A 12,986-nucleotide genomic window follows, 5' to 3' on the forward strand; every position below is an offset into this window, starting at 1 on the left:
TACCAAAAGATAGCTTAAAAGTTTCAGAAGTTGGAACGGTGTAAGATACATCAGCCGATATTGTATTTTCAGTAGTTGGCCCAATTTTATCATTTATAATCGATACCCCCAATCCTAAATTAGTTGCGTTAAGGGGGGTATTTACAGACACGGCATTAGTCACCGGAGCACCATCTAATCCTACCCATTGCGTACGATGTAAGGCAAAAATACTTAAGGCGCCTCTAGACCCAGCATAAGCGGGATTAACATTTATTGTGTTGTACATGTATTGCGTAAATTGCGCATCTTGTTGCGCAAAACTTACAATGGCTGTAAACATCAAAACGAAAGAGAATAGTTTTGTTTTCATAGTAGCTGTTTATTATTTTAAATTATCTATCAAACTGATTTGTAAGAATCCGGCAGATCAATTGATAAATTTGATAACTGTTATCAGTTAGTTGAAATAGGGCTATTGCAGTTGTTGTTATTATACCTGAGAACAAAAAGTCCTCAGGCATAAAATTTGATTATTTAGTAAGGTATAAATACCCGTCTTTTTTATTCAGTATAATTTTTCCATCATTATCAACCGAAGTATAATTTAAGATGTAAAAGTAAGTACCGGCAGGTAATCCTGATGATTTACTAATAGTTGCTCTACCTTCAGAGAACCCTTTAAAGGCTTTATCGGTATTGTTATATCCTTTGGTTTCAAAAACCAATACACCCCAACGGTTATAAATTTCAACAGTATTATCAGGATAACATACGGTATCATCAATATTGTCGATTACAAATACCTCATTGATTCCATCTCCATTTGGAGAAAAAGCGTTGTGAACTAATACCGTTCCACAAGCTAATACAATACCACCACAACCAGTATTCACAGTCATTGTAACTCTTATCGTTCTAGGGCAAGTTGCGTCATTAATTTTATATTCAAAAATATAATCTCTTGCTGAAAGACCAGAAGCATTAAGAATACTTCCTTGTAAACCGCCAGAATTATTTACATCAATCCAAGTTCCGTTTGTAGGAGTGCCCACAGGTAATAAATCGTTTAGATTGGTTGTTGTGATTTCTCCATCATTACAAATTGAGCTGTTTATAGTGACAATACTATTAGGAATAGTAACATTGATGATTTGAATAAACTCTGATGCATTTCCACAAGCATCAGATACAGACCATTTTCTTACGATCGAATAAGAATTTTCGGTTCTGTTTATGATGTTTTCAGTAAAAATAGCCGGAGAAACTGTAGAACAATTGTCTACAAATACAAGTTCAGGTTTAGCAGGAATTACATCACAATTCACATTAATAGTTGAACTGAACTGAGAGGCGGTTGTTGGGCCAACAGTATCTTGAACATTTATGGTTTGTGAAGCCGTAACAGTATTTCCACATGTGTCAGTAGCAGCCCAAGTTCTAGTTACAGAATAGGAACCAGCACATTGACCATTTGTAGTCACATCTGAGAAAGTCAAAGTAAGAGTCGAACCACATCCGTCAGTTGCAGTGGCTTGGGCGAATACAGGCGTTGCAGGACAAGAGATAGTTGATACTCCCGGTAATGTAGCAATAACTGGAGCAGTTGTATCTTGAACATTAATGGTTTGCGAAGCCGTAGCAGCATTTCCACAGGAATCCGTAGCAGTCCAAGTTCTAGTTACAGAATAAGAACCAGCACATTGACCATTTGCAGTTGCATCTTCAAAAGTCAAAGTAAGAGTCGAACCACATCCGTCAGTTGCAGTGGCTTGAGCGAATACAGGCGTTGCAGGACAAGAGATAGTTGAAACTCCCGGTAATGCAGCAATAACTGGAGCAGTTGTGTCTTGAATATTTATGGTTTGTGAAGCCGTAGCAGCATTTCCACAAGCATCAGTAGCGGTCCAAGTTCTAGTTACAGAATGAGAACCAGCACATTGACCATTTGTAGTTACATCCGCAAAAGTCAAAGTTACAGTCGAACCACATCCGTCAGTTGCAGTTGCTTGAGTAAATGCAGGCGTTGCAGGACAAGAAATAGTTGACACCTCCGGTAAAGCAGTAATAATTGGAGCAGCTGTATCTTGAACATTTATGGTTTGTGAAGCCGTAGCAGCATTTCCACAAGCGTCTGTTGCAGTCCAAGTTCTAGTTACAGAATAAGAACCAGCACATTGACCATTTATAGTTTTATCTTCAAAAGCTAATGCTACAGTCGAACCACAATTATCAGTTGCAGTAGCCGTAACGAATACAGGCAAAGTAGGACAAGAAATAGTTGTTGCCTCAGGCAGTGGATTAATTACGGGTGCTACAGTATCAATTACATTAATGATTTGTGAAGTAGAAGATGAGTTGCTACAAGCATCAGTAAATCTCCAAGTTCTTGTAATAACAAATGAGTTCGGGCAGTCACCTTGAACAATTACATCAATTCCTTCAGCAGTGATTTCACTATTGCAATTATCAGTTGCTGTAAGTGATGTTATTGCAGGAACGTCTGTGGCACAAGCCACGGTTATAGTTGCTGGAGCTTCAGGAGCTATAGGAACAGTCGTATCTATTACACTAAACGTAGCTGATGTTGAAGAGCTATTTCCACATGCATCTTTAACGGTAAATATTACAGTTACTGCAGATGAACAGTCGTTAGAAAGTGTATTAAAGTTATTAGTCCAAGTTACATCGGAACAATCGTCTATAGCTGTTGCTCCACCATTATTTGCTAACCAATTGCTTATGGAATTTTGATTCCCTTGTCCATCACATTCAACAGTTATATTTGAAGCAATGACATTAATAGTTGGAGCCGTTTTGTCTTGAATAGTAATTACTTGAGTAAATACAGGAGAAGTGTTTCCACAATCGTCATTTACAGTCCAAGTGTTGGTATACGTTCCGGAATTGGCACATTCTGAAGAAGCTACAAAGTCACCGCTTACTTTAGTGATATTGGAAACATCCGCATCACATAAATCAGATGCAGTAGGGAATGCCGCTTGAGCAGTTGCCAAAGCTTCCGTGTTGCTACATTCTACAGTAGTATTTAAAACCATTGCTTGAGTAGACCAAGTTGGAACAGTAGTATCTTGAATAGTAATTACTTGAGTAAATACAGCTGAAGTGTTTCCACAATCGTCATTTACAGTCCAAGTGTTGGTATAGGTTCCTGCATTGGCACATTCAGAAGAAGCTACAAACGCACCGCTTACTTTAGTGATATTGGAAACATCCGTATCACAATTGTCTTTTGCTATTGGATTAAGAGACTGGGCAATTGCCAAAGCTTCCGTATTATTGCATTCGAGTGAGGTGTTTAGAGCATCTGTTACAGTAATCCAAGTTGGAGAATTAGTATCAATAATTTTAATAGTTTGAGTTGAATTAGCTTTATTTCCACAGGTATCGGTTACTGTCCAAGTTCTAAAAATCACTTTATTTCCTACACAAAGACTAGTGGGTTTCAAACAAACACTTTTAAATTTAACACTACCATTTACATTAGCTTGTTTTTTTGAATATATAAACCAAGTGCCGTTCATAGACCCTGTAAATTCTTCAAAACTAGAAACAAAAGAAGATACTCCAAGAATACTATTTGAAGAAGTAGTTTCTCCATTTGGTATTAAGTTTTGACTAATCCCATCTTGAATAAAATCGTTATTATTCCATTTTGTATAACCTGAATTATTAGGATAAAAAACAGGTAGATATAGTTCTTGAGTATTTGATGATGCATTATCACATTCTCCTCCTTCACAATAAGGTCCAACTAATTTAACTGCTTGACCATTTGGAGCAACTAAAATAAATTCAGCTCTACCTTTCCCTTGATTTGTTTCGAATGCCAAACTAATTTTTTCAATATTAGCGGCCGTTAAATTGTCAAAACCAGATATGGTGAAAGGAAAATAATTTCCATTTCCAGCATTTATTTCTTGTTCATCCGAACTTCCAAAACATTCAGAATCAACAAAGGTAGCTAATGGATTAGAATCGCAATTATCTTGAATATTTGTTACTGTTCCAGTTGAATTAGTACTAATGTCAGCAAGACAATTTGCATCACTTGAAAGTGTTATGTTTGCAGGGGTTGCAAAAGTTGGAGCTGTTGTATCCTGAACTTTTATTGTTTGAGTATGCGTAGTTTTATTATTACAAGAATCAGTAGCTATCCAAGTTCTTAAAATAGTAGAAGAACCAGGACAATTTCCAGGGGTTTCTGTTTCAGAAAAATTAATTGTTGCAATACCACAATTGTCTGTAGCTGTCAATGTTTTTACAACTGGAATAGCTTTACATTCTACGGTTATGTTAGATGGTAATGATTCATTAAAAGTTGGAGCTGTATTGTCAATTACTGTAATAGTTTGAACAAAATTAGCAGAAGTATTTCCACAACCATCAGTAAAGTTCCAAGTACGGATTCTTACATAAGCATTGGTACAATTAGGATCAGCAGTTGTAGTATCACTTACTAAGACCTTAGTTGGAGTAAGAGTACAATTATCTGTAGCACCAGGAGATAACGCTAATGCAGCAGTTATACCGGCAGTATTGTTGCATTGTAATGTTTGATTTAGCGAAGCAACAGTTGTACTTAGAACGGGAGCTGTATTGTCAATCACTGTAATAGTTTGAACAAAATTAGCAGAAGTATTTCCACAACCATCAGTAAAGTTCCAAGTACGCACTCTCACATAAGCATTGCTACAATTAGGATCAGCAGTTGTAGTATCACTTACTAAGACCTTAGTTGGAGCAAGAGTACAATTATCTGTAGCACCAGGAGATAGCGCTAATGCAGCAGTTATACCGACAGTATTGTTGCATTCTAATGTTTGATTTAGCGAAGCAACAGTTGTACTTAGAATGGGAGCTGTATTGTCAATCACTGTAATAGTTTGAACAAAATTAGCAGAAGTATTTCCACAACCATCAGTAAAGTTCCAAGTACGCACCCTCACGTAAGCATTGGTACAATTCGGATCAGCTGTTGTAGTATCACTTACTAAGACCTTAGTTGGAGCAAGAGTACAATTATCTGTAGCAGCAGGAGATAACGCTAATGCAGCAGTTATACCTGCAGTATTGTTGCATTGCAGTGTTTGATTTAGCGAAGCAACAGTCGTACTTACTACTGGAATGGTATTGTCAATCACTGTAATGGTTTGTATAAAATTAGCAGAAGTATTTCCACAACCATCAGTAAAGTTCCAAGTACGCACTCTTACATAAGCATTGTTACAATTCGGATCAGCTGTTGTAGTATCACTTACTAAAACCTTAGTTGGAGCAAGAGTACAATTATCTGTAGCTGCAGGAGATAACGCTAAAGCAGCAGTTATACCAGCTGTATTGTTGCATTGTAGTGTTTGATTTAGGGATGCAGCAGTAGTACTTATAATAGGTGCTGTATTATCTACTATTGTAACAGTTTTTGTACAAGTTGAGGTACATCCATTGGCATCAGTAATTATTAATGATAACAAGAAAGTTGCATTACAACCGGAACCAGTAGTTACTGAAACCGATTGAGAATTTGTACTTCCAATTATTGACCCGTTTCCTGAAATACTCCATGCATAAGAAGCACTGACTGAAGCTAAATAAATATTAGAAGAAGATGAAGGACATAATGGACCATCTGAACCTGATATAGAGCAGGTGGGTGGCTGATTAACGGTTATAGTTACATCATCCGTTACTGTACATTGTGATCCTGGACCAGATATAGGACCAGTAACAACTGTAAGTCGGAATGTTGCTGCAGTTCCAGTGATGCTAACATTTGAATTGAGATTTGTTGGGTCATTTATGGTAGCGGAACCACTTAAAACTGACCAAGTTTTGGATATAACTTGATACCCATTGCTAGGAACTGCTGATCCTTGAAGCGTATATGGCAATCCTGAACAAACAGTAGCATCATCTCCTGCATCAGCACTTCCTAGGGTAAGGTTATCAATAGCAACTGGATTAAAAAAGTCTTTAATCGCTGCAGTAGATGATGTAGAAGTTTTAGATTTAACAAAAACAGTTTTTATTTTTAGACTTGTACATGGATCAATTGCTCCTAATACTGCTGTTAAATTTACTGCTGATTCAATAAATGTGTTTTGAGGGTAATTATTAACCCCAAATGCTTGATAAGGTACAGGAATATTACTTGTATTTCCTGCCGCAAATACGGAGTTAAGCGGTAGAGCTGAAAAATAGGTTTTATATTCCCATGTACTTCCATTAAGTTCCCATCTTTGAATGTCAAATTTAGCAATACCACTTTCAAAATATACTGTTAATAAAAAATCACCCAATGTTCTTCCGCCGGTTGAAGCTGGTGCCGAAGTAGCGAAACCAGTAGTTGTTTTAGTCATAGGCGTTTGAAGAAATTCAAAATCAACATAAGCGTTTCCATTGTTACTTAGACGATCAGCTGCAAAAATAACCCATACATTTCCATTTGAATCAGTAGTTAAATGGATCAATGCGTTATTCATGTCAGTTTTATCATTGGCTGTACCGGATGTCGATGTCCAACTGTTTGGATTGTCGCCTACTTTATCTCCTCCACCAAAAATGTTATCAGCAGAAGCGTTATACAGGTCATACAGGTGATAAGAAGTTCCGGTATTTAAAGCGCCTCCTGAATTATTAAGTATAAAACCGCCAGAACCCGTCCCGTCCGTCCAATCTCCCGTGGCTGAATTTGCAATAAGCGTTCCATCAACATTAAATCCTCCACTTGGGGAATTAACGGGAGCAATACCTGGACCAATTTGCGCAAGTGTGACCAATGGAAAGCTTAAAAAAGTTAATAAAAAAATAGCAAATAGCCTTGTCGAATTAGTAAAAGTTGATTTCATATTGATTTGTTTTAAATCGTTAGAAAGTGAAATGATTATACATAGCAAAATTCATATTTGAAAATTGTTGTACAATTTGATGGATAAATAGTTCTTGTTGAACTTTCATACCTAAAAAAATCAGAAATAATGTACATTGAATATGCTCTCAAGTAACTCATTAGTTGACTGCAATAGAAAACTTTTCTTGATTGAAATCCTAAAATGGATATTAGGTTATTGCAATGCTTTTGTGCGTCGAATTGAGAATTTAGATTACCAACAAACATGAAGAAAGCTAGTAAAAGGAAAGTAATTTTTGAATTCATACAATCAAATTTTAATTTATTATTTATAAAACTGACGATTGTGGTATTGTTTTTTAGTCTTAATTATAATGTATAGAAATATTTAATATCATCTAATATTATTGACTATAGAGGGGGGCGTTTTGGTTTGGAAATTAGAATAGGAGCAAGCTGAACTACCTGGTTTTTGTTTTGGAGTAAGTTTTTTTCATGATACTCAACTATTTTAGTTAAAAATGCAATGATTTGTCAAACGGCAAGAATTTTGCGAGTAAATAGTATTGCTTGATTTTTTCATCGAATTTGAAAAATTAAAAAGTCTATTTTTTAATTTTTTTGAATCAGTTCCAGATTTATATTTCAAAATTTAGGTCTAAAAATTTAGGTGTATTTCTAAATTTTTTTCAGGGATGAAAGCTTTCTTTTTTGGGGTTAAAGAATCTTTTCCTCGTAAAGCAATTATCTGTTTTTTAGATGTTTAACAGACTTTTATTATATACAATCAAAATTACAAAGAATTAGCAAGATTGATTTTTTTTTTCTACCAGTAACCTAAATACTCGTTGAAGTGTAATTTTTAATTAAAAAAGCATTTTTTTATTTTAAAACTTTAACATTTATTTAGTTTTAAAATAAGTTATACCCTAATAATTTTAAAATATTATTTTAAAAAAGTTAAGGAAGGAAAAAATAATTATTAAAATGGAGTTAAAAATTATAGAAGAAAAGAATTATGAATATGATTTTTTAACAGATTTTTTTAAATAGCTTACTTAGAAAACGAATGCTTTTGGTTGTGAAATTTAAATTTTCGCTTTTGATCGCATTCTATATTGTTTTTAAAATTAGTACTAAGAAGAAAGGTTGTCATTTTTAGAATTAAGTTCAGAGTTTGAACTTCGTCAAAAGACATGTTGGTCTTTCAAGTCAAAAATGTAACAAGCAATGAAAAGTAGCTTGAGCCACCCATTAACAGGAGTTATTCATGTTGATGAGTTTATGGTTGGGGCCCAGAAGTAAATAAGAAAGGGAGAAGTAGAGGATTGAAGAAGTTGGTTGTTCTTGCCTTAGAAATTTTAGAGGACGGTGTTGGACGTGCTTATGAAGTCAAAGAACATTCTTAGGCAATAGAAAGGGACTATTTTAAATAAATATACTTAAAAGAAGTTACAATATTTACTGATAAATGGAGATGTTATAGTCCGTTGAAAAAAGATTTTTTTAACCTGAAACAAGTAGACTGGGATGACGGAAAAAACTTTAAAGAGTTACATATTCACATAATGAATATTAAAGGATGGCTTAGAGGAATACATCATCATTGTAGCAAAGAACATATGCAGGATTATTTGAAAGAATATCATTTTAGATATAATAGAAGGTTAAATATGGAAACAATATCCGAAGTGTTAATAAGAAAGATGGTTAATTACAAAGTAATTTCAGTAAAATCAACAACTAACAAGTACGATTAAAGCGCCTATACCTATAAATTTATTATTTGATGGCTTATAAAAATTAAATTAACCCAACAATAATGAAGGATTTAGGTAGGGTATGTATCTCAAGTTTATATTCATTAAACAGTAATGATTTTTCTTCTATTCCTTTTCTTTAGTACCATTTTATTGAATAAAAAAACTGCCCAAAATTACTTTGGACAGCTTCTAATAAAATATATTTATTCGTTTACTTATTGAGGTTGTGTAACAGTATTCTTTTGTAAAGTTACGGCAGTTTGTGCCAACATTCTTCCGTTTATTGTTGCGCCAGTTTGCAAATTAATCCCCGTCATTCCTAATATCGTTCCTTCAAAATGGCTAGTAGTTCCGCATGTAACCGCATCTGCAACTACCCAAAAAATATTTTTGGCTTGTGCACCTCCAGTTAAAGTAATTCTAACCCCGGAGCTCAATTTAAGAGTTTCTGCAACTTGGAAAATAAAAACATCTGTTGAACTACCAGAAATAGTAATATCTGTAGGTATGATTAGTGCAGTTGACCATTTATATAATCCAGGAGTAAGTGTTTTTCCTCCAATATCCCCAGCACCCAAATTTAAAAAATCAGGATTAGATCTTCCGGCAGCATCTTTGTATGCAGTTTCCATATCTCCAATAGCAACTGTTAATCTTGTAGCGTTAGTGATACTACATGGAAGTGGTCCCGCAGCATCAACTGTGTATATTGTCCCTACAACTTCGTTGCATTCAACTAAAACAGCACCACCAGTAATTGGACTTGATCCAATGTCACCAGTAATAGTTGATTTGTAAACATTTGTAATTCCTGATTTTGAAAGAATTGCAAAATCCCCTGCAATTCCAAGATTGACGGCATTCAATGAACTAACTTTTGCGGAAGTACCAACTGATTTACCAACTGCAGTATGGTTAGATGACATTTTAGGAGTTGAAGCAGCAGAAGTTCCAGAAGGAGTAACAATATCATTATTTTGATCACAACTAGACATTAAAACAACCAATAGTACTGCTATGATTGGGAATAATTTGTTTTTTTTCATTTTTTTTGTTTTATGTTGTGACTTTATTGTCAAGAAACAAATGTAACTAACTTATTATCAATTAAGTTACACAATATCAGTTAAATGTTGTTTAATTATCATGTATGTGAATATTAATAATTATTATTGCATAATCGCTGGGATAAGTTAACACTTCGATAACGTAGAAATTCTTTCCGTGCCCACAAAGATTGGTTGGCAATTTGAATGCTAAATATTTATAAATGCACTTGTGTTTATGGGTACGGATTGCAAATGAGCACGGTCAGACACTATTAATTAAAAACAAAAAAATAAAACTATTAACATTAAAAATAGTATGAAATGAAAAAGACAACATTGTTTATTTTTGGATTTCTAATCTCGTTTGGACTTGGTTTCTACGTGAATACTTTGGTTTCAAACAAAAACGACAACAAGAGTGAGATTAAGCAATCAAATAATAAAAACAATATAAAAAAAGAGGAAAATATGAAATTAGGAGCGTTTTCAGTAAGTCTTAATGTCAAGGACATTCAAGTATCAAAACAATTTTATGAGAATCTGGGGTTTTCAGTGTTTGCAGGTAGTTTAGAAAAAAATTATCTCATAATGAAAAATGAGAATTCACTAATCGGGCTTTTTCAAGGAATGTTTGAGAATAATATTTTGACTTTTAACCCAGGTTGGGATGAAAATGCTAACAACATAGCAAAGTTTGACGACGTTAGAGAAATTCAACGGAAACTAAAAAGTAAAGGTCTCAAAATAGACCCTGAAGTGGATGAGAAAACTTCTGGACCCGCTGGTTTTATGGTAACTGATCCGGACGGAAATGTTATTTTGATTGACCAACATCGTTAATTTATTTTCGCATTATTAAATCTCGGATATATCTTTCGATTCAATAGTAAAAATGCCTTACGTGTTTCTAAATAGGATCAATTCTCATCTAAAAATATAATTAAATTCAAATGTTAGATAAAAAGTACTACGTAAACGGACAAATTGCCCATGAGTTAGTTGGGGACCAATTGACTTATTTTTTCAAAAATGGAAAAGTAAAAGCAAAAGGCACTTTTATCAATGGACTGATGGAAGGAGAGTGGCTGTTTTATCGGGAGACCGGGCAACTTTGGCAAATTGGAAATTTCAAAAATAGCAAGAAAAACGGTTCTTTTATTCGGTATGACAGAAACGACGAAGTAGAATATCAAGAGACTTTTGAAAACGATAAAATCATTAAAAACAAAAAATGAACACCATAATCCTCAAAACGGAACGATTAATTCTAAGGCCAATTACACTATTGGATTTAGATTATATTCACGAATTGCATTCTTTGAAAGAAACGGATGAATTCAATACGTTAGGAATTCCGGCAACTATCGAAGAAACAAAACTACTTTTAGAAAAGTGGATTTTTGAAAATAACAAAACGCTTACGACCCATTTTACTTTTGCGGTCGAATTGAATACTGGAAATCAAATTATTGGATTAATTGGAATCAATTTGGGGAAAGTAAAATATAAAAATGCCGAAGTTTGGTTTAAACTCCATAAAGACCATTGGAACAAAGGCTACGCAACGGAATCTTTGAAAGAAATACTTCGTTTTGGTTTCAATGAACTTAATCTTCATCGGATTGAAGCGGGTTGTGCGTTGGGAAACATTGGTTCTATCAATGTTTTGGAAAAAACGGGAATGACAAGAGAAGCCCACTCCCGAAAATTATTGCCCTTATCATCCGGCTGGTCCGATAATTACGGTTACGCTATTTTAGCAACCGATTAATCATTCGCTCATGCTAAAAAAAGTAACTTTTATATGATCCCAAGAATTGAAACGCTACCTGAGAAAAAGTTTGTTGGTAGACGAATAACACTTTCGTTATCCAATAATAAAACAGCAGAACTTTGGAAAAGCTTTATGCCAAGGCGAAAGGAAATCCAAAATAGTATTGGTACCGATTTGTATTCCATGCAAAAATACGATGCTTCGTATTTTAATACTTTCAATCCAAATGCTGAATTCGAAAAATGGGCAGCCGTTGCTGTTACTGATTTCAATGAAATTCCAGAGGCAATGGAACCGATTACTTTGACTGGAGGATTGTATGCCGTTTTTATTCATAAAGGAGATGCATCGACAGCTTCAAAAACATTTCAGTATATTTTTGAAACTTGGTTACCCAACTCTGAATATATTTTGGATGATAGAATGCATTTTGAATTATTGGGAGAAAAATACAAGAATAACGATCCCAGTTCTGAAGAGGAAATTTGGATTCCAATCCAACTCAAAAAATAAAACATCTATTTTCGCCACGTCCCGAGGATTCGGTATCACTAATTAGCATGAATTTTTTTAATTTCTAAATAAAATTCGTGTGAATTGATTTTGTTAGTTCTTTTATTTGTGTGGATTCATGGTTAATTTTTATTATGATGTGTTTGTGCTGCAGTTTTGGTCACAAAATCAATGATGAACCCAATACATTTTGAACCATTGCCCTTACTTTATAAAATAAAACAGTATTAAATAATTGGTTTTCAGACATTAACAATACTATTTCCAGCAAAATTCATAAATTTATTTACTAACTTTATATCTTGTTTCATTAATTAAATTTAAAAAAATGGAAAAAGACATCAAAGGTTATGCCTACGGGCAAGTGGGGCAATCACCTGTAAGCATTGCCGATTTAGAGCTCCTTAAAAAAACGGTATTATTTACAGAAGAAGATGAAAAAAATCTACGTCTTGCAGGCGAAGTATTAAAAGACCAAACAAATGAGATACTTGACCTTTGGTATGGTTTTGTTGGCGGTAACGAACACCTGGTTCATTATTTTTCTAAAAACGGACAGCCCAATATGGACTATCTCACAGCTGTTAGAGCTAGGTTTGAACAATGGATTATGGACTTATGCAACAAACCATATGACCAAACTTGGCTGAACTATCAACACGAAATTGCTTTGAGGCATCACAGCAGTAAGAAAAACAAAACGGACAATGTGGACACCGTTCCTATTATCCACTACCGTTATATGGTAGCATTTATTTTTCCAATTACTGCAACTATCAAAGGATTTTTAACTAAAAAGGGACACAATATCGAAACTGTGGAAGCAATGTATTCCGCTTGGTTTAAAGCCGTAACGCTTACTGTAATTCTTTGGACGTATCCTTACATCAACAAAAATGAATTCTGATTGAAATCCTATCTCAAAAAAATGGAATAGCCGGATTTTATTTTTTCTCATCAAAAGATTAATCGGGTTATTCTTTTTCACCTAATACAAAATAAAGACAAAATCTCCCGATTTTAAGCTCCTAATAAGT

General features: G+C 34.3%; 9 protein-coding genes. 6 read left to right on the top strand and 3 right to left on the bottom strand.

Features of this window, described 5'->3' with window-relative positions; translation table 11 throughout:
- Positions 1 to 352, bottom strand: a 352-nt coding sequence (locus E0I61_RS14040) for a PorP/SprF family type IX secretion system membrane protein (RefSeq protein ID WP_131997845.1), incomplete at its 3' end; no start/stop codon positions are given.
- A 160-nt stretch (positions 353 to 512) separates the two neighbouring features.
- On the bottom strand, positions 513 to 6,848 hold the full coding sequence (locus E0I61_RS14045; RefSeq protein ID WP_132072174.1) for a gliding motility-associated C-terminal domain-containing protein: 6,336 nt from the start codon (positions 6,846 to 6,848) through the stop codon (positions 513 to 515).
- A 1,459-nt stretch (positions 6,849 to 8,307) separates the two neighbouring features.
- Between E0I61_RS14045 and E0I61_RS16610 the strand changes: the two genes are divergently transcribed.
- Positions 8,308 to 8,610 carry a transposase gene (locus E0I61_RS16610; RefSeq protein ID WP_394346069.1) on the top strand — a complete coding sequence of 101 codons (303 nt, stop codon included), beginning with the start codon at positions 8,308 to 8,310 and terminating at the stop codon, positions 8,608 to 8,610.
- A 218-nt stretch (positions 8,611 to 8,828) separates the two neighbouring features.
- Here the strand turns inward: E0I61_RS16610 and E0I61_RS14055 are convergent, their stop codons facing one another.
- A complete protein-coding gene (locus E0I61_RS14055) occupies positions 8,829 to 9,659 on the bottom strand; it encodes an ice-binding protein (protein ID WP_132072176.1) in 831 nt (276 codons plus the stop codon).
- Positions 9,660 to 10,130: 471 nt separating this feature from the next.
- Between E0I61_RS14055 and E0I61_RS14060 the strand changes: the two genes are divergently transcribed.
- The 5 genes from E0I61_RS14060 to E0I61_RS14085 all read left to right on the top strand — a co-directional run bounded on the left by E0I61_RS14060 (position 10,131) and on the right by E0I61_RS14085 (position 12,856).
- Positions 10,131 to 10,502 (top strand): VOC family protein, encoded by a 372-nt coding sequence (locus E0I61_RS14060; RefSeq protein ID WP_131997864.1) that lies wholly within the window; start codon positions 10,131 to 10,133, stop codon positions 10,500 to 10,502.
- Positions 10,503 to 10,612: 110 nt separating this feature from the next.
- Positions 10,613 to 10,897, top strand: coding sequence for a toxin-antitoxin system YwqK family antitoxin (locus E0I61_RS16340; protein WP_165930234.1), 285 nt, complete (start codon positions 10,613 to 10,615; stop codon positions 10,895 to 10,897).
- Complete coding sequence (locus tag E0I61_RS14075; RefSeq protein WP_131997836.1) at positions 10,894 to 11,433, top strand: GNAT family N-acetyltransferase; 540 nt, start codon at positions 10,894 to 10,896, stop codon at positions 11,431 to 11,433. The genes E0I61_RS16340 and E0I61_RS14075 overlap by 4 nt, the downstream gene beginning before the upstream one ends.
- A gap of 33 nt (positions 11,434 to 11,466) precedes the next feature.
- Positions 11,467 to 11,949 (top strand): GyrI-like domain-containing protein, encoded by a 483-nt coding sequence (locus tag E0I61_RS14080; protein WP_132072178.1) that lies wholly within the window; start codon positions 11,467 to 11,469, stop codon positions 11,947 to 11,949.
- A 328-nt stretch (positions 11,950 to 12,277) separates the two neighbouring features.
- The gene (locus E0I61_RS14085) at positions 12,278 to 12,856 is read left to right on the top strand and encodes a protoglobin domain-containing protein (protein WP_132072180.1); all 579 of its coding nucleotides are present in this window, start codon (positions 12,278 to 12,280) and stop codon (positions 12,854 to 12,856) included.
- The last annotated feature ends 130 nt before the right edge of the window (positions 12,857 to 12,986 follow it).

It is taken from the genome of Flavobacterium ranwuense (genome assembly GCF_004349315.1).
Taxonomy (GTDB): domain Bacteria; phylum Bacteroidota; class Bacteroidia; order Flavobacteriales; family Flavobacteriaceae; genus Flavobacterium; species Flavobacterium ranwuense.

What these genes read in the sequence shown, in the direction of transcription:
- E0I61_RS14080 (WP_132072178.1), top strand. Translation starts at nt 11,467, where the DNA reads ATGATCCCAAGAATTGAAACGCTACCTGAGAAAAAGTTTGTTGGTAGA.
- E0I61_RS14045 (WP_132072174.1), bottom strand. Translation starts at nt 6,848, where the DNA reads ATGAAATCAACTTTTACTAATTCGACAAGGCTATTTGCTATTTTTTTA.
- E0I61_RS14085 (WP_132072180.1), top strand. Translation starts at nt 12,278, where the DNA reads ATGGAAAAAGACATCAAAGGTTATGCCTACGGGCAAGTGGGGCAATCA.
- E0I61_RS14075 (WP_131997836.1), top strand. Translation starts at nt 10,894, where the DNA reads ATGAACACCATAATCCTCAAAACGGAACGATTAATTCTAAGGCCAATT.
- E0I61_RS14060 (WP_131997864.1), top strand. Translation starts at nt 10,131, where the DNA reads ATGAAATTAGGAGCGTTTTCAGTAAGTCTTAATGTCAAGGACATTCAA.
- E0I61_RS16340 (WP_165930234.1), top strand. Translation starts at nt 10,613, where the DNA reads ATGTTAGATAAAAAGTACTACGTAAACGGACAAATTGCCCATGAGTTA.
- E0I61_RS14055 (WP_132072176.1), bottom strand. Translation starts at nt 9,659, where the DNA reads ATGAAAAAAAACAAATTATTCCCAATCATAGCAGTACTATTGGTTGTT.